Origin of the sequence: Kitasatospora sp. NPDC101801 (assembly GCF_044766665.1) — a bacterium.
Classification (GTDB): Bacteria; Actinomycetota; Actinomycetes; order Streptomycetales; family Streptomycetaceae; genus Kitasatospora.
The window spans coordinates 139,801-162,150 of the sequence record NZ_JBIWML010000003.1; the positions used below are offsets into that span (position 1 = coordinate 139,801).

Annotated in this window: 20 protein-coding genes; 7 read left to right on the forward strand and 13 right to left on the reverse strand. The window is 74.9% G+C overall.

All coding sequences use genetic code 11. The annotated features are described in order from the left end of the window. Positions 1–50: 50 nt before the first annotated feature. The 5 genes from ACIRPK_RS06875 to ACIRPK_RS06895 form a co-directional block, all read right to left on the reverse strand. Positions 51–4,967, reverse strand: a complete 4,917-nt coding sequence (locus tag ACIRPK_RS06875) for a DNA-binding protein (protein WP_403034053.1) — start codon at positions 4,965–4,967, stop codon at positions 51–53. Further along, positions 4,964–5,827: a DUF4132 domain-containing protein gene (locus ACIRPK_RS06880; RefSeq protein ID WP_403034056.1), complete on the reverse strand. Its 864-nt coding sequence runs from the start codon at positions 5,825–5,827 to the stop codon at positions 4,964–4,966. The genes ACIRPK_RS06875 and ACIRPK_RS06880 overlap by 4 nt, the downstream gene beginning before the upstream one ends. A 203-nt stretch (positions 5,828–6,030) precedes the next feature. Next, a complete protein-coding gene (locus tag ACIRPK_RS06885; RefSeq protein ID WP_403034058.1) occupies positions 6,031–7,449 on the reverse strand; it encodes a lamin tail domain-containing protein in 1,419 nt (472 codons plus the stop codon). 131 nt (positions 7,450–7,580) lie between these two features. Beyond that, the gene (locus ACIRPK_RS06890; protein ID WP_403034061.1) at positions 7,581–8,336 is read right to left on the reverse strand and encodes a hypothetical protein; all 756 of its coding nucleotides are present in this window, start codon (positions 8,334–8,336) and stop codon (positions 7,581–7,583) included. 151 nt (positions 8,337–8,487) lie between these two features. Further along, complete coding sequence (locus ACIRPK_RS06895) at positions 8,488–8,835, reverse strand: hypothetical protein (RefSeq protein WP_403034063.1); 348 nt, start codon at positions 8,833–8,835, stop codon at positions 8,488–8,490. A gap of 276 nt (positions 8,836–9,111) precedes the next feature. Here ACIRPK_RS06895 and ACIRPK_RS06900 point away from each other — a divergent pair, with 276 nt between their 5' ends. Continuing rightward, on the forward strand, positions 9,112–9,441 hold the full coding sequence (locus ACIRPK_RS06900; RefSeq protein WP_403034066.1) for a putative quinol monooxygenase: 330 nt from the start codon (positions 9,112–9,114) through the stop codon (positions 9,439–9,441). Between the two features lies 1 nt (position 9,442). On the opposite strand, the gene ACIRPK_RS06905 is transcribed toward ACIRPK_RS06900, so the two are convergent. Then, complete coding sequence (locus ACIRPK_RS06905) at positions 9,443–10,099, reverse strand: lysophospholipid acyltransferase family protein (protein WP_403034068.1); 657 nt, start codon at positions 10,097–10,099, stop codon at positions 9,443–9,445. A 136-nt stretch (positions 10,100–10,235) separates the two neighbouring features. On the opposite strand from ACIRPK_RS06905, the gene ACIRPK_RS06910 reads away from it, so the two are divergent. The 3 genes from ACIRPK_RS06910 (at position 10,236) to ACIRPK_RS06920 (ending at position 12,447) form a co-directional block, all read left to right on the forward strand. Beyond that, on the forward strand, positions 10,236–10,664 hold the full coding sequence (locus tag ACIRPK_RS06910) for a VOC family protein (protein ID WP_403034070.1): 429 nt from the start codon (positions 10,236–10,238) through the stop codon (positions 10,662–10,664). Between the two features lie 124 nt (positions 10,665–10,788). Next, complete coding sequence (locus ACIRPK_RS06915; RefSeq protein WP_403034073.1) at positions 10,789–11,199, forward strand: VOC family protein; 411 nt, start codon at positions 10,789–10,791, stop codon at positions 11,197–11,199. A 111-nt stretch (positions 11,200–11,310) separates the two neighbouring features. Then, entirely contained in the window at positions 11,311–12,447 is a 1,137-nt protein-coding gene (locus ACIRPK_RS06920) for a C40 family peptidase (RefSeq protein WP_403034074.1), read from the forward strand. 2 nt (positions 12,448–12,449) lie between these two features. On the opposite strand, the gene ACIRPK_RS06925 is transcribed toward ACIRPK_RS06920, so the two are convergent. The 7 genes from ACIRPK_RS06925 to ACIRPK_RS06955 are packed head-to-tail and all read right to left on the reverse strand — an operon-like array spanning position 12,450 to position 19,153. Continuing rightward, on the reverse strand, positions 12,450–13,907 hold the full coding sequence (locus tag ACIRPK_RS06925) for a glycoside hydrolase family 3 protein (protein ID WP_403034077.1): 1,458 nt from the start codon (positions 13,905–13,907) through the stop codon (positions 12,450–12,452). 35 nt (positions 13,908–13,942) lie between these two features. Then, entirely contained in the window at positions 13,943–14,761 is an 819-nt protein-coding gene (locus ACIRPK_RS06930) for an HAD family hydrolase (protein WP_403034080.1), read from the reverse strand. A gap of 22 nt (positions 14,762–14,783) precedes the next feature. Then, on the reverse strand, positions 14,784–15,863 hold the full coding sequence (locus ACIRPK_RS06935; protein WP_403034083.1) for a glycosyltransferase family 4 protein: 1,080 nt from the start codon (positions 15,861–15,863) through the stop codon (positions 14,784–14,786). After that, positions 15,860–16,402 (reverse strand): dCTP deaminase domain-containing protein, encoded by a 543-nt coding sequence (locus ACIRPK_RS06940; protein WP_403034085.1) that lies wholly within the window; start codon positions 16,400–16,402, stop codon positions 15,860–15,862. Before ACIRPK_RS06940 ends, ACIRPK_RS06935 begins: the two co-directional genes overlap by 4 nt. Further along, a complete protein-coding gene (dcd, locus tag ACIRPK_RS06945; RefSeq protein ID WP_403034088.1) occupies positions 16,399–16,926 on the reverse strand; it encodes a dCTP deaminase in 528 nt (175 codons plus the stop codon). The genes ACIRPK_RS06940 and dcd overlap by 4 nt, the downstream gene beginning before the upstream one ends. Further along, the gene (locus ACIRPK_RS06950) at positions 16,923–17,888 is read right to left on the reverse strand and encodes a diiron oxygenase (protein ID WP_403034091.1); all 966 of its coding nucleotides are present in this window, start codon (positions 17,886–17,888) and stop codon (positions 16,923–16,925) included. Before ACIRPK_RS06950 ends, dcd begins: the two co-directional genes overlap by 4 nt. 53 nt (positions 17,889–17,941) lie before the next feature. Next, the gene (locus ACIRPK_RS06955; RefSeq protein WP_403034093.1) at positions 17,942–19,153 is read right to left on the reverse strand and encodes an MFS transporter; all 1,212 of its coding nucleotides are present in this window, start codon (positions 19,151–19,153) and stop codon (positions 17,942–17,944) included. 216 nt (positions 19,154–19,369) lie between these two features. Between ACIRPK_RS06955 and ACIRPK_RS06960 the strand changes: the two genes are divergently transcribed. From ACIRPK_RS06960 to ACIRPK_RS06970, 3 genes are all read left to right on the forward strand, one after another. Further along, positions 19,370–19,858 carry an HIT family protein gene (locus tag ACIRPK_RS06960; RefSeq protein ID WP_403034096.1) on the forward strand — a complete coding sequence of 163 codons (489 nt, stop codon included), beginning with the start codon at positions 19,370–19,372 and terminating at the stop codon, positions 19,856–19,858. 76 nt (positions 19,859–19,934) lie between these two features. Next, on the forward strand, positions 19,935–20,978 hold the full coding sequence (locus tag ACIRPK_RS06965) for a polysaccharide deacetylase family protein (RefSeq protein WP_403034099.1): 1,044 nt from the start codon (positions 19,935–19,937) through the stop codon (positions 20,976–20,978). Positions 20,979–21,373: 395 nt separating this feature from the next. Next, positions 21,374–21,805 carry a hypothetical protein gene (locus tag ACIRPK_RS06970; RefSeq protein WP_403034102.1) on the forward strand — a complete coding sequence of 144 codons (432 nt, stop codon included), beginning with the start codon at positions 21,374–21,376 and terminating at the stop codon, positions 21,803–21,805. Positions 21,806–22,350 lie beyond the last annotated feature (545 nt).

A 22,350-nucleotide genomic window follows, 5' to 3' on the forward strand; every position in this document is an offset into this window, starting at 1 on the left:
AAGGGATGGGGCCGGGGTGCGACGGCTGTCGCACCCCGGCTGACGGCGGGTCAGCGGCGCCGGACGCGCTTGACCTTGAGCTCCGCGAAGCACGGCGGGTCGCCGTCGAGCACCCGCTGCCAGGCCCGGCGGAACAGCGCGGCGACCGGCTCGGCCGGGACCACGGTGCCCAGCGGGGTGCCCGCGGCGGCGAACTCGCCGAGCATCGGCACCTTCCAGGTCTCCAGCGGCAGGTGCGGGGAGCGCAGCTCCGTCCAGCCGCCGGGCAGGAACAGCGAGCGCCCGGCCCTGGTCCGGGCCGCCGGGACCACCAGGTCACCGGCGGCGAGCTCGGCCCGCGCGGCCTTCAGCCTGGCCGGCTTCCAGCCCGTCCACCGGGCGGTGTTGCGGTCGGTCGGGTCGGGCAGCGCCAGCAGCATCAGGTACAGCGTGGCGGCGTCCGCGCCCAGGCCGTGGGCGGCCGCCGCCTCGGCGACCAGGCCGGGCACCGAACGGGACGGGTCCTGCGGCCACCAGGTGCCGTCCGCGTCCCGCTCCCCCGCCACCGGCTCGCCCGGGTCGGCGAGCAGCGCGGCGAAGGCGTCCGAGGCGGCCACCCGCAGCGCGGCCTCGGCCGGGAACGGCTCGTCGTCGCTCCCCCGGAGCGCCGCCAGGTAGGGGTCCTGGCCGGCCGTGTCCAGCAGGCTGGTGCGGATGCCGGGTGCGGGCTGGTCGTCGTGGGTGGCCATCAGCACGGCGCCGTACCGCTCGTAGCCCTCGCCGGTCTCGGTGGGGGTGCCGGCCACCTTCCGGAACGCGGTCAGGTTGACGTACCGGCCCAGGTCGAGGATCAGTCCGGGGTTGGCCAGCCGGGCCCGGACGGCCGCCAGGGCCGCCGGGAGCGAGGCGCGCAGCGGGTCACCGGCCGGCAGCCGGTGCGCCAGCCAGGCGGCCGTCGCCACCGCGCCGGTCAGGGTGGTGGCGGTGAAGCCGGTCTGCCCCTCCTCCACGGGCACGCAGCGGTCGCGGCGCACCGTCCAGTCCAGATCGCGGCCCAGCTCGGCCGACTGCGCCGGGTCGAGCACGGCCGGGACGGCCTGGTTGGGCGTCCAGGAGATCCGCAGCGCCTTGGCGGCGTCGCCGAGCAGGGCCTCCGGGACGGCCACCCGGCGGCCGACGGTGGTGTTCCACACCTCGGCGGCCGAGGCGGTGTCAGGACCGTGCTCCCACAGGGCGGTCGGGTCGGCCGGCAGCAGCGCGGCCACCAGGCGCTTGCGGGTCGCGCTCGGCAGCGCCCGCAGTTCGTCGCGGGCGACGGCGGCGTCCGCGACCTTGAGGCCGAGGGCGGCCCGGGTGTCGGCGGGCAGGAAGTTCCGGTCACGCACGTCCACCTGCGGCAGCCCGGCGGTGACCAGGGCGGCCATCGTGGGGGTGACGCCGGTGAGTTCGGCGAACCGCTCGGCCGCCTCGGGGTGCCAGGGCGCCGGGCCGCACTCGGCGGCCTCGGCGAGCAGCGCGGCCACCCGCCCGGTCGTGTCCTCGCCGCCCAGCGTCTCGACCGACCCGACGGTGTACGGCGCGGGCACCTCAAAGCGGCCTGACGGGTCGTGGAACAGCACGGTCGACACGGTGTCGCCGTCCTGGGCCGAGTCGGAGTCCACGAACAGCAGGAACGCCCCCTCGCCCAGTGCCAGCAGCGCGTCCCGCTCGCCGTCGCGGTACTTGCCGTCGGTGCCGAGCAGGTGACGGCCCGCCAGGTGCACCCTGACCTTGCGCCAGGACGGGGCCGCCCCGGCCAGGCCGAGCGCGTCGAAGGTCCGCGCGCACCAGGCCAGCGTCTCGCGCTCCTCCGCCGGGACGATCGCCGAGGCGGTGCGCAGGGCGGCGAGCTCGGCCAGGCCGGGCAGCGCCTCCCAGCCGATCCCGCCGTAGGGCAGCGCCGTTCCGTCCACGTGCAGGCGGCCCGCCGGGGCGGCCGGGGCGTCGGGCTGCGCGGCCTCGGCCAGCAGGGCCAGCTGCCCGGCGATGTGGTGGCTGATCGCGTTGCCCCACCAGTGGCCCAGTGCGCCGACGCCGCTCAGCGCGGTGTGCAGCGTCCGGTCGTCCGGACCGGTCGGCGCCACCGCCGTGCCGCCACCCGCGAGTTCCTCGGCCAGCCGGGTGGCGACCGAGTCGAGCACCGTCTGCTGGGCGGCCGCGTACCGCACCACGCCGACGATGCCCGTCAGCAGCGCCTGGTCGGTGACCTCGGGCAGCAGCGCGGCCACCGCGGCGGTCAGCTCGGCCGGCCGCTCGACGGCGGCCGCGACGCCCGCCTTGAGCAGCGCGGCGGCCGTGCCCGCGTCCAGCCCGCGCAGCGCGAGCGAACCCGCCAGGTCGCGCGGGCGCAGGAAGTGCCAGTAGCGCACCGGCGGCAGGATCAGGGTGCCCTCGGCGAAGGTGCCGGGGGTGTCGTCCGTCCGGGCCTCGGCGGTGACGGTGCCGTCCGCGTCGTACAGCCGGACCCGGTAGCTGCTCCGGACCACGGCGGTCGGGCGGTCGGCACCCGGGAAGATCAGCAGCCGGTTGGGCGCGTCCGCGTCGGCGGGCACGGTGACGGCGTTCCCGGCCAGGTCCTCGCCCCGGCGGGTGCCGTCGGGGTGCTTGACGATGCGCCAGCCGAGCAGGCCGCCGACCGGGGCCGCGCCGGGACCGTCGACACCGTCGGGGGCGGGCAGCACCCAGCCGTTCTGGAAGATGCTCCCCGCCGGGGCGCCGCGCAGCGCGTCGGCCAGGAAGGCGGGCAGCGAGGCCCGGCCCAGGGCACCCGTCGCCGGGTCGTACTCCAGCCAGGTGTACGGGTCCTCGCCGCCCGGGTCGGCCCAGACCCAGAACGAGGTGCCGTCACTGATCACCTGCCGGTCGCCCGGCAGTGCGGTGTCGCCGACGTGCACGACGCCCTCGCCGGTGGTCAGGCCGCCGCCCGCCAGCGGCAGGCCGAAGCTGCGCATCGAGCCCAGGTAGGTGGTGCGCATACCCCGGATGGTGGTGCTCTCCGGCATGGTGAACGTCCGGTCGGCGGCGGTGTGCCAGTAGCCGGTGGCCCGGTACTGGTTGCTCTGCGAGTTCCACTGCACCAGCAGCGAGCCGTCCACGTACAGGAACCCGGTGTCGTTGCCCCTGAAGTCACCGGCGGGGATGCGCAGGTCGTGGGTGAGCACGGTGCCCTCGGCGCCGAGCACCCGGGCCTGCGCGGGGCCGGCCGCGATCAGGTGCGGCCAGGCGTCGGCGACCACGATCTCGTCGACGTCCTTACGGGGCACCAGGGTTGCCGCCGCCTCGTCCCAGGCGGGCCAGCCGAGCTCGTCCAGGATGCCGCCGCGCAGGGTGCGGGCCAGGGTCTGCGACAGGTCGAAGCCGGTCGCCGCGCGGACCTCCGGCTCGGCCAGCGCCAGCACCTCGCCCGGCAGCCGGCGCAGCCGGGACAGCGCGTCCGGCAGGCCGGGCAGACCGGCGGCCGCCGACTCCCCGGCCACCTGCGCCATCCACTCGGCGAGCATCGGGCGGCCGCCCGGGGAGCGGACCAGCACGCCGAGCGCGATCCGGCCCTCGTGGTCGTCGGAGATCCGCTGCACACCGTGCCGGAAGGCCGGCCGGAACCGTGGGTCGGCCTCCACCGCGAGCAGGTCCCGGCGCCCCTCCTCGTCCTGGGCCCAGTCCTCCAGGCCGAGCACCGCGCGCTCCCCGGGATCGGCCACCGGCAGGCCCAGTGTGAGCAGCTGGTCGAGCAGGTCGACGTCGGCCTCGACGATCGGCAACGCCCCGCCGGAGCGCGCGAGTTCGGCCCGCAGCTGCTCGGCCATCCGGTCCACCAGCGGGTACAGCGCGAGGATCCGCGGCGGGCGCCGCCAGCCCCGGTCGCGCCAGGCGGTGAACCGGCCGTACCAACCCGCGCTGCCGTCGGCGGGCCGCTCCGCCGCCCCGCCGCACAGACCGGCGTCCGCGCCGGACTCGGTGAGGATCTCCACCCACAGGCCGGGCAGTTCGCGGTCGTCGCCGGTCGGCATCAGGTCGAGCAGCTGCCCCCGGACGGCGGCGTCGCGCCGGGCCAGCGAGACCAGCGCGGGCCGGTGGCTCTTCCACCAGCCGCCGGCCGCCCGCAGGGTGGCGGGCAGGGTGAGCAGTTCGGCCAGGTACGCGCCCTCGGCGGCGTCCGGGTCGGTGCCCGCCGCCCGGGCCAGCTTCCGCAGGTCGGTCGCCATCTGCGCGGACGGCTGGAGCCCGCCCGCCGTACGGCGCACGCAGAGCAGCCGGAACCGCTCGAACGCCTCCTGGGCCGGCACCCGGGCGGCGAGCTCCTTTCCGTACCCGCTCAGCACCTTGACGGGCAGTGCGCCGGCCAGCGCGAACTCCAGGAAGACCGCGTCCAGCCGGTCCTCGTCGAGCGTCAGGCCGTGCTGCGCCTCGGCCCGGCGGGCCTTGCTGAACAGCTGCGCGGCGTAGGTGGCGTTCTCCAGGCCGAGGAAGACCCGGCCGGCCTGCTCGTAGTAGGTCGGCAGGAAGTGCGGCACGGCGGCGCTCAACCGCCCGGCCAGCTCCTGGTAGGCGTCCAGCGCGGCCTTCGGCTTGGACTTCGCCTGCCGGGCGATCCGCTCCAGCTCGGGCATGATGCCCAGCGCGTGGTGGCCGTCCGCCGGGTGGTGCGCGAGCACCCACTCGGGGAAGCCGAGCGCCTGCCGCAGACCGAGCCCGACCTCGGCCGGCCCGGCGGCCGGCTGGAGGCCGAGGTAGCCGACCGCGAGGTCCTCGGCGGCGCCGAGCTCCCCGGCCACCAGCCGGACCACGATCCGGTCGTCCAGGCCGGGGTGGCGGTAGCTGCGCGCGGTGAGCGGCACGGCCCGCTCGCCCGCGCCCTCGGTGCCGGGCGGCAGCACCGCGCCGGCCAGCAGCAGTTCGGCCGCCTGGTGCTCCGTCATCTCCGCCGTCTCTCCCCTGGTGTCCTCGCTCATGCGCCCTTGCCCTCCTCGACGGTGCGCCCGGCGTACAGCGCCGCGGCCATCCGCATCCCCTCCGACCAGGCGACCGGCCCGACCCCGGCCAGCGGGATCGCCCGGCCGTCCTGGTCGTGCCAGCTCAGCCCGCCGGTCTCGGAGTCGCCGTCCCAGTACGGTTCGCCGATCCACACGTGCGCCTCGACGGTGCCGCCGCCGTCCCGCACCCGGGAGGTCGCGTAGCCGCCGGAGACCCGGTAGCCGAGCGCCGAGGCGCGGGCGGCCAGGCCGAACCGCGAGGGGTAGCGGCCGCCGGCGAAGTCCTTCACCTCGACCGTGTTCTCGGCGAGTTCGGCGGGCCGCAGCCAGGTGGCCCGGTGGATCTGCTCGACGCCCTGGACCAGGCCGAGCTCGGCCGCGAACTCGCGCAGGTCGTCGAGGTCGGGGAGCAGGACGGGGTGCGGGAAGGTCACCGTGGCGGGCGAGATCCGGACGGTCTCGCCGTCCAGGTCGACCAGCCGGAGTTCACCGTCGGCGGTCGCGTCCCGGAGGAAGCCGACCTCGTCCGGGTCGGTGCCGACCACCACCAGGTCGCGCAGCGCGGCCTGCCACGCCTCGTCCGGCCAGACCCGGGCCAGCAGGCCGGACGGGACCGGCAGCGAGGACACCATCCAGGTGTCCACCTGGGCGACACACGAGGCGGCGTGCCGGTCCAGCCACTCGGCGAACCGCCGCAGCCGGTCGGTCTCGGGGTGCTCGCGCACCGCCTTGGGCAGCGTCTTCAACTGCCGCGCGCCCCGGCCCCCCGTCGAACGTGCCGTCACCCGGCCCTCCACCAGGGCAACTTCGTACCCTTCGCCCGCCGCCAACCAGCCCATCGGTCCCCACCTCGGTCTCGTACAAGTCGTCAAGAACCACCGCAGAGCCGGAGGGAATCGGACACTCCGTGCGGTGATGCGGAAAAGCTAGCGGCTCGCACGGACAATCGGGCACGCAGGGTCGCCCCCGCGCCGTTCCCGGGCAGCACTGCGGCCCCGTCCCGGTCGGGGCGGGGCCGCAGTGGGGGATCGGGCCGGGCGGTTCAGCAGGTGATGCTGCCCTTGCGCAGCGCGTGGCCGCCGGTGTTGCTGTCGTCGGACCAGTACACGGGCTTGGAGCCGCCCACGCACTCGGCGGCACCGGCCACCGAGAAGCCCTCGTTGTTCAGGTTGGCCATGCCGCTGGGGCGGTTGTAGACGGCGGTGGCCGCGAAGGCCCCGGCGGAGTTCACCTGCATGGTGCGGTGCTGGCCGCTGCAGGTGTCGTCACAGACCACCCAAAGGCGGGCGGCCTGCGGCTCCCACTGCAGCTCCATGACGCCGCTCATGCCACTGGCGACGGTGGCGACCCGGGTGTAGCCGCCGCCCTCCAGCAGGACGTAGCCGTGCACCGCGCCGGTGCCCTCGACGCCGACGAAGAACACCCCGCCCGTGTGCGCGCCGTAGCCGGCCGGGTTGTACGCGGCGCCGGTGGAAGCGTCCTTGAAGCCCGCGCCGGTCAGGTAGCTGTCGGGGACCCAGGTGATCGCCTCGAAGCCCGCGTTGGAGCCCACCGCCGGGAGGTCGGAGGTGAGGTTCCACTCCCGGGTGGCGGTCAGCGAGGTGGCCGTCCCGCTGACGTCGTACCGCAGCACCGACAGCCGGCTGGTGCCGGACACGTCGCCGTTGCGCTCACTGGCCACGAACACCCCGCCGGTGGCACCGGCGCCGGTGAGCGTGACGCCCTCGCTGTCGGCGGAGCCCGAACCGCCCGGGAAGCGCAGCGTCTTGCCCGCCGACCACCCGTTCGCGGTGTCCGGCTTCCATCCCCCGGAGCCGTTGCCGACCAGGCGCCAGAGCTTCCCGGAGTTCTGCGCGCCCCACAACACGGCGCCCTCCTGGTAGAGGCCGCTCAGGTCCTCGCCGAAGACGTTCGAGGCGTCGGCGGTCGTCACCGAGCTGCTGCCCGGCCAGGCCACCGGCGTGGTGCTCCCACCGCTGCCGCCGCAGGCGTTCGGGGCGCCGAGCGTCAGCGCGGCCGACTTGAACGCGCCGGTGCCGTCGGCACAGCGGGACCAGGACGGGGCGGAGTGGCTGCTCCAGCTGAAGCTGTCCACCTGGGTGCTGCCGTCCGCCAGGTACAGCCGCGCCTTGTCCGCCGAGCCCAGCCCGAACGAGCCGTGCACGTCGAACGCCCGGAACGCGCCCGGGGCCAGGCTGGTGCCCGAGGCGATCTTGTACTTGGACCCGTTGTCGTCGTCCTTGAGGATCCAGCCCGAGACGTCGACCGTGGCGGTGCCCTTGTTGTACAGCTCCACCGAGTCGTTCACGTCGCCGGTGGTGACCACCTCGTTGATGCGGATGTCGTCCGCCGGGGCCGCGTGGGCCGGACCCGCCGTCAGGGTGCCGGCGGCCAGCGCCAGCCCGGCCACGAGCAGGAGCGGAAGGCTGCGGTGCCACCGGTGTGCGGGCGATTCGGTCACGATGTCCGTCCCAGGGTTGATGCGTCAGGGGCGCCCCGAGGCTCCCGGCCCCGGCCGAATGGCTCACCCCCGGGAGGTGGTCCTCCCGTGAACGATTACCCAACTGTCCGTGCCCCGCACCTGCTTGACCGTCAGAGGTCGCCCGACCACTCCTCGGAGGTGGAGAAGAAGCAGAGTGTCTCGTGGTCGTGGGCCAGCCACCAACCGGCGGCCTGCGGGAAGATGTAGGACCCGACGGCGCTGTCCGACTGCATCATGAGGGCGCGGGGCTCGGTGTCCAACTTCTCGTCGCAGACCGTCTGCGAGGCTTCGGCGACGGCCTGTTCGCCGGGGTAGGCGAGGCCACCGGGGATGCCGACCGCCGCGTAGATCTCCGTGCGGTGCGGTTCGTCGCACGGGACCACCGTGACGTCGGTGGACATGTCCGGCTGCTGGTCGAGCTGCTCCCTGATGCAGTCCCCCGCCCGGAGGTACCACTCACCGGCCGGGCCGGCCGCCAGCGGCCGGCCGTCGGGCCCGCGCTCCGGACCGGCCGTCAGCTGGGTGTGGACCGCCAGGACCAGCAGCACCAGCGCGACGGTCGCCAGGAACTGACCCACCGCGAGCACCAGGCTGGTGACCGCCAGACCGAAGCCGCGCTGGGGCCGCCGCTTCCTGCGGCGCAGCGCCGCGACGGCGAACCCGGCCGAGAACGCCCACAGCGGGAGGACGAATCCGACCAGGCCGAGGACGAAAGCGGTGACGGCGAAACCGCTCCAACTCTGCTCAGCCGTACGGTCGGCCGACGGCCGGTCGGCCGGCCCGGGGGCCGGAGCCGCGAACGGGTCGGCGGACGGCGGCGGGGCGGCGGGCACGGCGGCGGACGGTTCGCCGGTGTCGTTCGACAAGGGAATCGGTTCCTGGACACTGGTGGGAGTCGCGGCCTCTGACGGACCGCCGGGCGACCGGACCGGGTCACCAGGGCAGCGATCGTACAGATGTCCGACGGCCGTCCGCAGCAGATTCCGGTACCGCGAGACCCGTGGAACGGACGACGGGTCAGCGGAGCCGGGAGCGTCCCCGGGCCCGGGTCGGGCCGGCCGTGGAGCGCTTCGTCCGGGCGGGCCGGGTCGGCCGTACGTCCACCGTGGGGGCCTCGGTCCTGGCAGCCTGCGCCGCGGTGGCGGCGGTCAGCGCCTGCCGGGCGGCGACCAGCGCGAGCATCGCGGCCGGCTTCGGCTCGGCGACTCCGCGCCGGGCCATCACCACCTGGCAGGGGCTGCACCACACCGGACTCGCCGGTGTGCCGTCGCCGTAGCGCAGGTCCTCGGGCGGCAGGTAGTGGGCGCCGCACTCCAGGCACTCGAACACCGGGCGCATCAGACCCACGCCCCGGAGCCGCCGCACGCCGGGCGGACCTTCGGCCGCGACGTCCCGCCGCCCGATCCCGCGTCCTGTCCACTCATGGACTCTCCGCCCTTCCGGCGATTCACGTGTGCCGTCACCGTAGCGGAATGACCGCACTGCGTCAGCAACACGGCCCGAGGCACACACTTCCGGCACATGCCCACCCGTCGGAGGTCGCACGGTCGGACGACAGACGAACAGACCGCCCGCCCCGCACCCTTGGCTAGGCTCGGGTCGGGCATGTCCCCGCCCCGTCCCGTTCGGAGGAAGAACCGCATGATCCTGATCACCGTCAAGTTCACCGCCCGGCCCGAGTACAGCGACAGCTGGATGTCGCAGGTCGAGGCGTTCACCCGGGCCACCCGCGCGGAGCCGGGCAACGTCTTCTTCGAGTGGTCCCGCAGTGTCGAGAACCCCGACCAGTACGTCCTGTTGGAGGCGTTCGAGTCCGCCGACGCGGGCACGGTGCACGTGAACTCCGACCACTTCAGGACCGCGATGGCCGTCCTGCCGAAGACCATCGCCACCAAGCCGCAGATCATCTACGTCGACACGCCCTCCGAGGGGTGGTCCGAGATGGCCGAGCTCTCGCCCGTCGAGGACTGACCTACCCCACCGACCGGTCGGGCAGCCGCTGTTCCGCAGTGCGCCAGGCCCTGGTGACGGCCAGGTGGGCGGTCGCCGTCGCCTCGGAGGTGTCGCCCGCCAGCCGGATCGGGGCACCGAGGTGCACGTGCAGGCTGGGGCGGCGCAGCGGGGCGGTGGCGAAGCCGGCCACCTGCTTGGCCGTGCCGCCCGAGCTGAGCCGGCGGGCGCCGCACTGGCCGAGCGGCACCACGGGAGCACCACTCGCCGCCGCGAGCCGGGCCAACCCGGTCCGGAACGCGACCGGCGCGGCGTCCCGGGAGTCCCGGCGCTTCGGCAGCCCGCCCTCGCCGTAGATCAGCACCACCCGGCCCTCGGCAAGGGCGGTGGCGGCGGCATCCAGGGCTTCGGCCGCCCGGGCCGAACCGCGCCGGACCGGGATGTGTCCGCCGGCCCGCAGCACCCCACCGAGCCCGGGCACCCGCCACAGCCCGGCGGCCGCCATCACCACCGGCTCGGTGCCCACCCGCCGCAGCGCGGCCAGCACCACCCCCGGGTCGGCGAGCGAGCTGTGGTTGGCCACCACGATGCTGCCCGGCGCGACCGGCCCCGCCACCTCCGAGCTGACGGACAGTCGGCCGAGGACGGGTACCAACGCACTGGCGATCCGGCTGAGCATGGCGGGAGTCCTTCGTCGCGTCGGGCGGGCGGTCACCCCATCCTCCCGGACCACCACCGCCGTCGGCCTGAGTACCGGTACTCACCTCGGGCGCGCGGCGTACTCCCCCGGTCCGCGCTGTTGATAGGGTCCGCCGATGCCGACGATCAAGAAATTCCAGGTCACCTTCGACTGCGCGGAACCCGAACGCCTCGCCCGCTTCTGGTGCGAGGTCCTGGGCTACGTCGTCCCGCCGCCCCCGGAGGGCTTCGCCACCTGGGACGACTACCAGCACGCACAGCCGCCCGAGCGGCGGGACGCGTGGTTCGCCTGCACCGACCCCTCCGGCGTCGGCCCGCGCCTCTACTTCCAACGCGTCCCCGAGGGCAAGGCCGCCAAGAACCGCGTGCACCTGGACGTCCGGGTCGGCACCGGCCTCGTCGGCGAGGAACGCCTCGCCGCCCTGGAGGCCGAGCGCGCCCGCCTGGTCCCCCTCGGCGCGGTGCACGTGCGGACCCTGTACGACGGCACCGACTCCTGCATCCCGATGCTGGACATCGAGGGCAACGAGTTCTGCATCGACTGACCACCCTCCGCTCCAGGAACTGACGGACCGTCCGGTCGTCGGGTCGCCCGGCCCGTGGTCGTGGCCCTGGGCGGAGTGCTCTCCTAGTCTTCGAGGTACGGCATAACGACACGAAAGGGACATCATGCCTTCTCGACTCAATCCGTACATCAGCTTCGACGGCACGGCCCGCCAGGCCCTGGAGTTCTACCGGGAGGTCTTCGGCGGCACCCTGACGGTGAACACCTTCGGCGAGTTCGGCCAGGGCGGCGACATCGCGGACAAGGTCATGCACGGCATGCTGGAGACCGACCGCGGCTTCACCCTGATGGCCGCCGACACCCCGCCTGGTATGTCCTACCAGCCCGGTGACAACATCTCGGTGAGCGTGAGCGGGGACGACGCCGACGAGCTGCGCGGCTACTGGGCCGAGCTGTCCGGCAGCGGGACGGTCTCGGTCGCGTTGGAGAAGCAGATGTGGGGCGACGTCTTCGGCATGTGCACGGACCGCTTCGGCATCACCTGGCTGGTCAACATCGGCGAGCCGCGGAGCTGACCCGCGGTCACACCCCCTCGGGGCCGGACGGCCCAGCGGAGGTCCCCCGGCCGGGGGACTAGCAGGTGTCCCTCCGGCCCGACCGGCCGTTGTTCTGACTCCTTGGTACGGGTGACCTCCACTACTCGCACTCACCGACGAAGTGGCACGGCGGCGGGCCTGATCATCGCGATCGTCCTCGGCTCGTCCGCCGTGCTCGGCTGCGCCTCGGCGTCCGCCCGGCCGCTGCCGGACCCCCCGGCCAGTGCGGGCGGCCCGGTCGCGGCGGAGGAACTCCTCCCGGCGACCGGGCCGCTCGGACCGGACGGGGCGCCGGCCCCGGTGGCCGCGCCCGGGCCCGCGCCCTCGGCGGAGACCGTCCGGGAGTGGGTGGACACCGCCGTCGCCATCCAGCAGGCCGACCTGCGGCTGCCCGCCCTGCAGGCGGACTCCGCCCGCCTGCACCAGGACGCCGTCGCCGCCGAGCAGCTCGCGGAAGCCGGCCGGGTCCGCCAGGAGATGCTGGGCGACCTGCTCAACGGCCTGGCCCAGGCCCAGTACATGCAGGGCGGCCTGACCCGCCTCGCCACCTTCCTGAGCTCGACGCCGGAGGAGAGCCTGGAGCGCTGGCGCGACGAGCGGCTCAGCGCCGACGCGCTGGCCCGCCGCTACCGCGAGGCCGAGGAGGTGCGCCAGGCCCGGGCCCAGCTGGCGGACGCCGCCCGCACCGCCGACGCGGCCGCCGCCGACGAGGTCCGCCGGACGGAGGCCGGCCGGGGCGACCTGACGCACCGGCAGGGCGAGCTCCGCGGCGACCTCGCGACCCGCTTCGGCGACGGCAGCTGGCGCCCGGGCCTGTACCAGGGCACGCTCCCCGCCGACCTGCAGGCCGACCCGACCGCCCACCGCGCGGTGGCCTACGCCCTCGCCCACCTGGGCAGCCCGTACGTCTGGGGCGCCACCGGGCCAGCCGAGTTCGACTGCTCCGGGCTGACCTCGCGGGCCTGGGACGCCGCCGGGGTGACCATCCCCCGGACCAGCCAGGAACAGTGGGCGCAGCTCCCCCGGGTGCCCACCGGTGCCCCGCTGCGCCCCGGCGACCTGGTGATCTACTTCGCCGAGGCGACCCACGTCGGCCTGTACGTGGGCGACGGCCTGGTGGTGCACGCACCCCGTCCGGGCACGGTGGTCCGGCTGACGTCCCTTCAGCGGATGCCGGTGGCGGGCGTGGTGCGGCCCGCTGCCGTTCCGCCGGTGGCGGCGCCGTAGCGTCAGGCGCCCCCGACGCCCGCCAGCAGTTCGGCGGCGGCCTGCGTGTTGACCGCGCCCGCGCCGTAGGCGCGGATCACCGGACCCGACGTCAGTTCGGCGTCCTCCGGCATCCCGAGGGCCACCAGTACGGCATCCGGCCTGGCGGCCAGCAGTTCCCCGACCAGCGCCCGCTGCGCGGGCGCCCGGCGGGCGTCCCGGACCACCAGGACCAGCGCGGTCCCGGCGGCGAGGGCCAGGATCTCGCCGGCCACCGCGGCCGCCGACGCGTGCACCGTCCGGGCCGACCGGCCGAGCCGCCCGAGTGCTTCGGCCAGGCCGCCACCGGTCGCCACCCCCAGCGGGTGGCCGGCGTCGGCGCCCACCTCCACCACGGTGGCCGGCCCGGCGAGGGCGACCGCGCCCTCGGCCCGGACCGCGCGCCGGGCCGCCGTCAGCCCGGCGCCGCGGTCCGGCGGCGTGGCCCAGGCGCGCAGGTGGGCGGTCCGGGCGGCGGCCTGTGCCAGCAGTTCCGGCGCGAGGGCTCCGCTGCGGACGGCCTCGGCGAGTCCGGCCACCAGGTCGCGGTGGACGCGCTCGCCGTCCGCCGGGCCGAGCAGCAGCAGGTCGGCGCCGGCCCGCAGCGAGTCGACGGCCGCCCGGGTCAACTCCTCGGCGGGGGCCGGGCCGAGGATCGCCAGGGCGGTGCCGATCACCACGCCCTCGAAGCCGAGTTCCTCGCGCAGCACCTCGTGCAGCAGGATGCGGCTGGTGTTGGCCGGGTGCACCGGGTCGACCGCCGGGAAGAGCACCTGAGCGGCCATCACGCTCCGCACGCCGGCCTCGACGGCGGCCCGGAACGGCGCGAGCTCGCGGCTCCGGAAGGTCTCCGGGTCGCAGTCGACCACGGCCAGGCCGCGGTGCGAGTCGGTGCTGGTCGCACCGTGGCCGGGGAAGTGCTTGGCGCAGGCCGCGACGCCCTCGCCCTGGGTGGCGCGGACGAAGGCCGCGCCGTGGGTGGCCACCAGCTTCGGGTCGGCGCCGAAGGAACGGACGCCGATCACCGGGTTGTCCGGGTCGCTGTTGACGTCGACCGAGGGTGCCAGGTTGAGGTTGACCCCGGCCGCCCGCAGGTCGGCCGCGACGGCGGCGGCGACCAGGCCGGTGGCGGCGGGGTCGTCGGCCACGCCGAGGGCGAGGTTGCCGGGGTAGGAGCTGCCGGTGCCGTGTTCCAGCCGGGTGACGTCGCCGCCCTCCTCGTCGACGGCGATCAGCGCGTCCGGGGCGGTCGCCCGGAGCGCGGCGGCGGTGGCGCGGAACAGCTCCCGGGGCGGTGCGCCGGCTCCGGAGCCGGGATCCGGCGGGAACAGCGCGAAGCCGGGCAGGCCGGCCCGGAGCCCCTGGTGGGCCCAGTCGGGGACCGGTCCGGCGGGCAGGCCGGGGAGCAGGCAGGCGTTGACCAGCCGGTGGAGTTCACTCATGACGGGCACCTTCTCTCGAGGGACGGACGGACGGCTCAGGACTCGGCGAACAGCGCCTCCAGCACGGCCGCCACCCCGTCCTCGTCGTTGCTGCCGATCACGTGGTCCACGGCGGCCAGCACGTCCGGGTGCGCGTTGGCGACCCCGTACGAGGTGCCGGCCCAGGCCATCATCGGGAGGTCGTTGGGCATGTCCCCGAACGCGGCGGCCTGCTCCGGGGTGATGTCCTCGCGCCGGGCCAGCTCGCCGAGCGCGGACGCCTTGCTCACGCCCCGCGCGACCGCCTCCACCAGGCGCTCGCCGTTGGAGTGGTAGACCGTCACCAGCTCGCCCACCACGGGGGCCGCCAGCGCCAGCAGCTCGTCGGCCGACAGCTCGGGGTGACGGCCGATCAGCTTGGGCGCGGGCCGGCCGAACAGGTCGGTGTCGGGGCGGCGCTGGACGGTGGTGTCGGAGTCCCAGTCGCCCGCCTCGTAGTGCTCGTCGCCGGCCAGCTCGTGGGCGTACTCGACCGCGAGCCCGATGCCGGGGACGGCGGCGCGCAGGCGGCGGGCGGTCTCGCCGAGCACCTCGACCGGGATCGCGTGCTCGGCGGTCACCGAGCGGGAGCGCAGGTCGTAGCGGAACGCTCCGTTGGAGCAGATCGCGACGCCCCGGTGGCCGAAGACCTCGGCGATCTCGTCCATCAGGCGCGGCGGGCGGCCGGTGACCAGGACGAACCGCCCGCCCGCGCGCTCGACCCGGGCGAAGGCGGCGATGGTGCGGGCCGAGACCGTGCGGTCGCTGCGGACGATCGTGCCGTCCAGGTCGGTGGCGATCAGCCGGGGGGCGGCGGTGGGAGGAGGTGTGCTCATGCGGGACGCTCCTGAGTGGGGGTCAGTCGAGCCGGTCGGACAGCGCGCGCAGTTCGCGGGCGGTCCGGGACAGCGGGAAGCGGGCGGCGTTGCGCAGGCCCGCCGTCCGCAGGTCGGCCAGGGCGGTCGGGTCGCGGACCAACTCGCCGAGTGCGGCGGTGAAGGCGGCGGGCCGGCCGTCGGCGGCGGGAGTGGCCAGGGCCGATCCGCCCAGCACCTCGGCCAGCCCGGGCACCGGCCGGTACAGCACCGGCAGTCCGCAGGCCTGCGCCTCGACCGCGACCAGGCCGAAGGCCTCCAGCCGGTTGGAGGGCACCACCAGCACGTCGTGCTCGGCGAACGCACCCCAGAGCCGGGGCCGGTCGAGCCAGCCGAGGTAGCGGACGCCCGTCAGGTCGGCGAGCGCCGCCAGCGCGTGGTACTCGGCGCGGGGTGCGGCCACCGACAGGGCGGCGCCGGGGACCGCCGCGAGGCGGGCGAGCAACTCGGCGTCGGCCTTCTCGGTGGTGAGCCGCCCGGCGTAGAGCACCCGGAGCGGTCCGTCGCCGCGCGGGGTGCGGGCGGGCGGTGTCCGGAGCAGCCGGTCGGGGATGCCCCACGGAATCGGGACGATCCGCTCCGGCGCCACCGGGGCCAACTCCCGCAGGCGGTCGGCCATCGCGCCGGTCGGGACCACGATCCGGCGGGCGGCGGCGGCCGCCTCCCGCAGCACCTCCAGCTGGGTCGGGTGGTCGGCGGCGAACAGCAGGTCGGTGCCGTGCACCAGGGCCAGTGCGGGCGTGCCGGGGAACGCCCGGAGCAGCGCGGGAGTGGCGCCGAACGCGAGGTGCTGGAGGTGCAGGACGCCCGCCGCGCCCGGGACGAAGCTCTTCCGGAGCGCGGCGGCGAGGTCGTCGACGTAGGCCCAGAAGCCGGGGCCCGCCAGCTGCTTGCCGGGGACGTCCAGCAGCACCGGCCCGCCCGGCACCGCCCCCGGCGGCCCTTCGAGCATGAACACCTCGGCCGGCACCGGGGGCCGGGGCCCGAGGTAGAGGTCCTTCAGGAGCTCGACGCTGCCGCCTGGGCTGCCGGCCGGCAGGTCCAGCCCGGTGATCACCTTCATGACACCCCCTCGGGCGCGGCCAGTTCCTCGTACAGCCGGGAGATGTCGATGCCCGGCGTCCGGGTGTACTTACGGCCCGTCAGCTGGTAGCTGAGGCCGGCCCCGAAGGTGTCCAGGAAGACGATCTTTCCGAACCGCATCCCCGGGTACACCCGGACCGGCCGGGCCACCCGGATCTCCAGCGTCCAGTGGATGGCGTGGCCCTGGTGGCCCAGCGGTGCGGAGACGTGCACCCAGATACCGAGCGCGCCGATGGTGTGGTCGCCGTTGATGAGTTGGGCGTACCGCTCCGAGCCGGTCCGCTCGTGGGTGACACCGAGGTAGAGCTGCCCCGGTTCGAGCAGCATCCCCTCCGGCGGGATCACCCGCTCCTCGAAGACGGTGGGCCGGGCCGCGTCCAGCTCCCCGGCGCAGATCCGGATCCGCTCGCCGAGCCGCCAGTCGTAGGCGTTCGGCGAGACCTGCTCGCGGTCGAACGGGTCGATCAGCACCTCGCCGCTGTCCACGGCCGCGAGGATCGCCTCCCGGGTCAGGATCACCGCGCCCCCACCCGGTCGTGCCAGTAGCGGGACTCCTGCGGGCCCTCCGAGGACTGGTACTTGCCCCGGTAGAGGTCGACCTCGCCGAGCGCGACGAAGAACATCACCTGGCCGATCTTCATCCCCGGGTAGACCCGCAGCGGGCGGACCGGCGAGAGCATCAGTGTCCACTGGCCGTGGAAGCCGATGTCGCCGATCGGGGCGGTGATCTCGACGAACAGCCCGAGCCGCCCGACCGAGGAGCGGCCGAACAACAGCGGGACGTAGTGGTCGGAGCCGACCCGCTCCATGGTGTGGCCGAGGTAGAGCTGCTCCGGCCGGAGCACGTAGCCCTCGTCCGGGATCCGGAGCTCGGCGGTGGGGTTGGGACGGTAGGCGTCGATGGTCTCGTCGGTGTAGCAGAGCAGGGTGTCGCCGAGACGGACGTTGTAGCTGTTGGGGTTCACCTGGTCGGCGCGGAAGGGGGCGATCGCGATCCGGCCGTCCGCGTTGGCCTCGGTGATCTCCGGTCCGGTGAGGATCACTGGAAGTCGTACTCCACTCGGTCCTTGATGCCCAACTCCTCCAACAGCCTTCGCACGGTGGAGAAGTCGTTCATCATCAGTTCGTTGCCGGGCAGCCTGCGGGTGTCCTCGATGATGTCGACGGCCTTCGGGATGCCGGCGAACTCCAGGATGCGCAGCGAGAGCCGGTAGTCCTCGGCGCCGAAGGCGGTGATCGCGGCGGGGAACATCGCGATCAGGAACTCGCGCTGCTCGGCGTTCAGTTGGGGGTGGATCTCGCGCATCAGCTCGTACAGCACCGGGCCGTGCGCGGCCTCGTCCCTGGCGTGCAGCCGGGCGATCAGCGTGTGCATCGGCTGGATGCCGTCGGCCCGGGCCAGCAGGTCCAGGAAGCCGTTGATGCTGATCTCCCCGACGGCGGTCCACAGCAGGTACAGCAGGTCGCGCTGCCAGCGCTCGGGGTGCTGGTCGGCGAGGGCGTACAGCGTGCGGTTGGTGACCGGCTGGCCGTAGTCCGGCTCGGCCTCCGGGCGGCGGGCCTGCCGGGTGCGCTGCATGGCCAGCATGTGCATGTACGAGTGCCAGACCTCGTCCACGTGCGACTGCTGGACCGCCTCCTTCACCTCCCAGCGGTCCACGCCCGGGAAGACGCCGTGCGCGAGCTTGTCGAAGGTCGGGTTGGCGACGAACTCCTCGGCGGCGATGACCCGTTCGTTGTAGCCGAGCCAGGACATCGTGTTCACCTGCCGGCGCTGCTCCTCGGAGGCGGCCAGGAAGAGCGGGTGCTCGGCGAACGGGAGCAGGTGCAGCGGGTAGTCCAGCAGGTCGGGGTCGTAGGCGCCGGGGTCGGTCACGGCGGCCAGGTCGGTGCGGATGGTGGCCCGGCGGGGCCAGGCCGCGGCGAGCCGGCGCAGGGTCGAGCGGCCGACGACGGGCTCCTCGTCGAGCAGGTCGGTGGCGGGGCCCGGGTCTGGTGCGGTCATGTGCGTGCCTTTCTCGGCTGACGGGTCGACGGGCAGGCGGGGACGACGGGCGGTCAGGAGGGTCGCAGGGCCCGGCGCAGGGCGATCGGGCCGACCAGGGCGACGGTCAGCGCCATCAGGGCGGGCAGCAGCATCGCGGCCCCGAGCGAGGTCGCCCCGGCGATGAAGCCGATCACGGCCGGGCCGGCCAGGTTGCCGCTGTAGGCGAAGGCGGAGACCCACGCCAGGCCGCGGCCGACCGCCCCGTCGTGAGCGGCCAGGCTGCCGAAGACGGCGGGCACCACGGTCGCCAGACCCACCCCGGCGACCGCCCAGCCGGTGAAGGCCAGCGGCATCCGGCCGGCCGGCAGCAGGGGGGCCACCAGCACCAGCAGGTACCCGAGCACCGCGACGGCACCGGCCCAGGCGATGCCGCGGACCGGCCCGAGCCGGTGCCGCAGCGGGTCGCTGGTCAGCCGGGTGAGGGTCAGCGCGGCGGCGAAGACGGTGTACGCGAGCGGTGCGGTGGCCTGGTCCGCGCCGAGTTCCCGCCCGGCGTGCAGGGCCGCCCAGTCGTAGCCGGCGCCCTCGGCGAGGAAGGCGGCCGTGGCGGTCAGGCCGAGCAGGGCGATCATGCCCCGGCCGAGCGGGGCCGCCGGCCGCTGCGGCTGCTCCCCCGCCTTCGGTGCGGCCCGGTCGGGGCGGGCCGGGGCCAGCAGCGCGGGGCCGGTGAGCAGGTAGAGGGCGGCGGCCGCGCAGGCGCTCAGCACGGTCAGCGCCTGGGCCTGGAGCCGCAGGTGGAGTCCGGCGACGATCACCGCGCTGCCGATCACCCCGCCCAGGCTCCAGAGGCCGTGGAACGAGGACAGGATCGGGCGGCCGTAGCGCTGCTCCACCTCGATGGCCTGGGCGTTCATCGCGACGTCCAGGGCGCCTAGGCCGACCCCGAGCACGAAGGCGGCAGCCAACAGGGCCGGGTAGCCGGTCGCCAGCGCGGGGCCGGCCGCCGTCAGGGCGGCGAGCGGGGCGCCGATCCGGAGCAGCCGGCGGCTGCCGTAGCGGTCGGACAGCCGGCCCACCGGCGGCATGACGGCGATCGATCCGACCCCCACGGCCAGCAGGGCGAGCCCGACCTGACCGGCGGTCAGGTGCAGCCGTTCGTTGACCGCGGGCAGCGAGGCGCTCCAGAGCGCCCGGGCCACGCCGCAGAGCCAGAACACCCCGAGCACGGCCACCCTGGCCCGCACCGCCGCGCGGTCCGGCCGACGGGCCGTCACTTCGGTCACGGTGTCCGGGCGTTCTCCTGGACCGGCGGTGGACCTACCCGGCATTGACTTTCCCCCGGCGTTAGTTAGTAAGGTTTCCTAACGCCGGTAATCATGGGCAGGCCCAGCCCGCCTGTCAAGACTGGCGATCAAGCTCGTGCCGGCCAACTCCACCCGGATCAGCCCGGGTTGGGGGCCCCGGTGCGACGTCGGTCACCGAACGGAGCCACCCCGCTGATGAGCCCCTCGACCACCCCGCCGAACCCACCTGCCGGTGCGCTGACCAGCCCGTCCACCGCCACGCCGGGCGCTCCGGCGGCGCCCGCCGACTGCCCGTTCTGCGCCATCGTCGACGGCCGCCTCCCGGCCGCGATCGTCCACCAGGACGCGGACACCCTGGCCTTCCTGGACATCACGGCGGTGACCCCCGGACACACCCTGGTGATCCCCCGGCGGCACGCCACCGACCTCTGGGAGATCGACGAGCAGGACGCGCTGGCCGTGATGCGGACGGTCCGCAGGGTGGCCCACCGGCAGCGCGAGGTGCTCGACCCGGCCGGGCTGACGCTGTTTCAGGCCAACCGCCCGGCCGGCTGGCAGGACGTGTTCCACCTGCACGTCCACGTGGTGCCGCGCGCCGAGGACGACCGGCTCAGCCGGCCCTGGACCGCCCGGCCCGTCCCGCTGTCCCAACTGGAGCCGCTGCGCCGCCTGCTGGCCTGGTGAACAGCCCCCCGTTCAGCCCCCGTCCGCCCACCGCGGCATACACTGCCTCGCGCCCCCACCGGAGGAGATCCACCCCATGCGCTACTGCGGAATCGCCTGGACCGAGCTCGGCTACGAACTCGCCGTCGTCGACGACCGGGGCCTCCCGGTGGAACCCCCGGTGCACGTCGCGGCCGGCCGGGTGCCCCAGCTGACGGCCCATCTGCTCGGCCTCCGGGACCGCTCCCGAGCCGCCGGGCAGGAGCTGGCGACCGTGGTCGACAGCACCAACGGAATGCTGGACGGCGGCCTGATGAGCGCGGGCCTGCACCTGTACCGGGCCGACCCGTGGTCCCTGCCCGAGCGGCCCGCCTTCGGCTCGGTCGCGGCCCTGACGCTGGCCGTCACCGCCGCCCGCGACCCCGCCACGGTGGTCCGGCTGCAGATCGAGAGCGGCACCCTCACCGGCCGGGTCGACCAGCTGGAGGCCGCCATCGCCGAGAGCGAGGACGCCACCGAGGCGCTCCGCCAAGCCGGCCGCTGCCTGGCCCACGGCTCCCGCGAGCACCGGGTGGTGGCGCTCACCTTCGACGACGGGCCCAACCCGCCGTACACCGGGCGGATCCTGGACGTGCTCGACCGCTACCAGGTCCCGGCCACCTTCTTCTGCGTCGGCCTGCACGCGCTGGCCCACCACGAGGAGCTGTCCCGGATGGCCGCGGCGGGCCACCAGATCGCCAACCACACCTGGTCCCACCCGTACCTGCCCGACCTCTCCCGGACCGAGCTGGCGGACCAACTCGCCCGCACCGACGACGCCGTGGCCCAGGTGGTCGGCGCCGAGGGCCCGCGCCTGTTCCGGCCGCCGTACGGATCACGGACCCCCGAGGTGCTGAGCTGGCTGGCCGACGGGGGCTCCACCGTCGCCCTGTGGGACGTCGAACCCTTCGACTGGGCCCTGCCCGGCGCCGACGCCATCACCCGCAGCATCCTGGAACAGACCCGGCCGGGCTCGGTGATCCTGATGCACGACGGCGGCGGCGACCGCTCGCAGACCGCCGAGGCCCTGCCGGGCGTGATCGAGGGCCTGCTCGCCCGGGGCTACTCCTTCGCCCGGATGGATCAACTACCCACCGACTGACGCCCTTTGCGGCGGGGCCACCGGTGGACACCGGCCGCCCCGCCGCAGGGTCGGAGCACCGGCTCCCGGCACAGCTCGGCCGTCCGGTACGGGCCGGTCACCGCCTCGGGGTGCGGGAAGCCGCGCGCTCGGCCCGCTTGAGGACCCAGGTTCCGGACGGGCCCCACGCCCCGAGGTGGTGCGCTGGGCGGCTTCGGTGGGCCGGGTTCGCGGCCGGGTGCGCACACGCCTGACTGCCCGAGCGCACGACCCGCAGTCCCTCCACGGCGCCGTCACCAGGGCACGGACCACGGCCGAACCCCACCCGGACCTGCCGCCGCCGGCCTGGACCCGGCGACAACCGAGGCACCCAAACTGCGTGTACCGGAAGCGGATCATGCCCCTAGGGTGTCGGCATGTCGCTCAGCCACGTGGTCCTCTCGTCCGGTCGTTCGATCGCGCTCACCACCCTGCGGATGTCCTCGACCTACACGGGGATGCTGGAGGGCTACCCGTGCAAGCGCATCAACGACCTGAAGGTCGGCGGCCTCCGGCGGATGGCGGAGAGCGGGTCGTTCTCCTCGCCGGTCCATCTCGTCCCGCCCTCCCTCGACCACCCGGACCAGACCGCCGGCGCGTTCGGCCCGGTCGAGGTGCTGCCTCCGGTGGCCTGCATCGGAGCCTTCGAGTCGACCGTGATCGATCCCGAGCTCCACCCGGCGCTGCACCGCTCCGCTCTCACCGTGATCTGGTTCCAGCCCGTCCCCGACGTCCCGTCAGGTGAGAACGCCGACCTCGCACTTCGCGGCATCCACTGGGAGGAACTGGCCCGGGACTACGAACTCTAGGGCCTGTCGTCCAGACTCCCGCCTGCCCCACGACACCCGGCACGCACGCACGCCGCACCGGACGAAAGCCCGAGGACGACCCAGTACGAGGGCTCCCGCCCGGTGCGCCGAGAGCACACACCAGGCGCCACAGGGCCGCCCTTCGGGCGACGACGGGAGTTCGACGACAGGCCCTGGCGCCGGGCCCGACCCGGCCGGTCGGCCCGCCTGGGCCGTTCGGCCGCAGGTCGTCCTCCCGCCGGGTGTCGAATCCGGGAGAGAGGTGCACCGGTCCCGGGCCACCGCACACCATCGCTCCGTCCGGGCCCTTCGGCCGGCCGACGGGAGCGACGCCTCGGGAAGGGGACGGGTGTGCCGACCACCACCGGCTTCACGCCGGACAGCCTGCTGCGCAGGACGTTCGCGCCCACCGGCCGCCGGGACCCGTACCCCTGGTACGCGCGGCTGCGCGAGACGGCGCCCGCGCACCGGACCGGCACGGCCCGGAGTTCGCCGTCAAGCCCAGGACCTGCTGATCCATCCCCTGCTCGCACCGCGATCCCGCC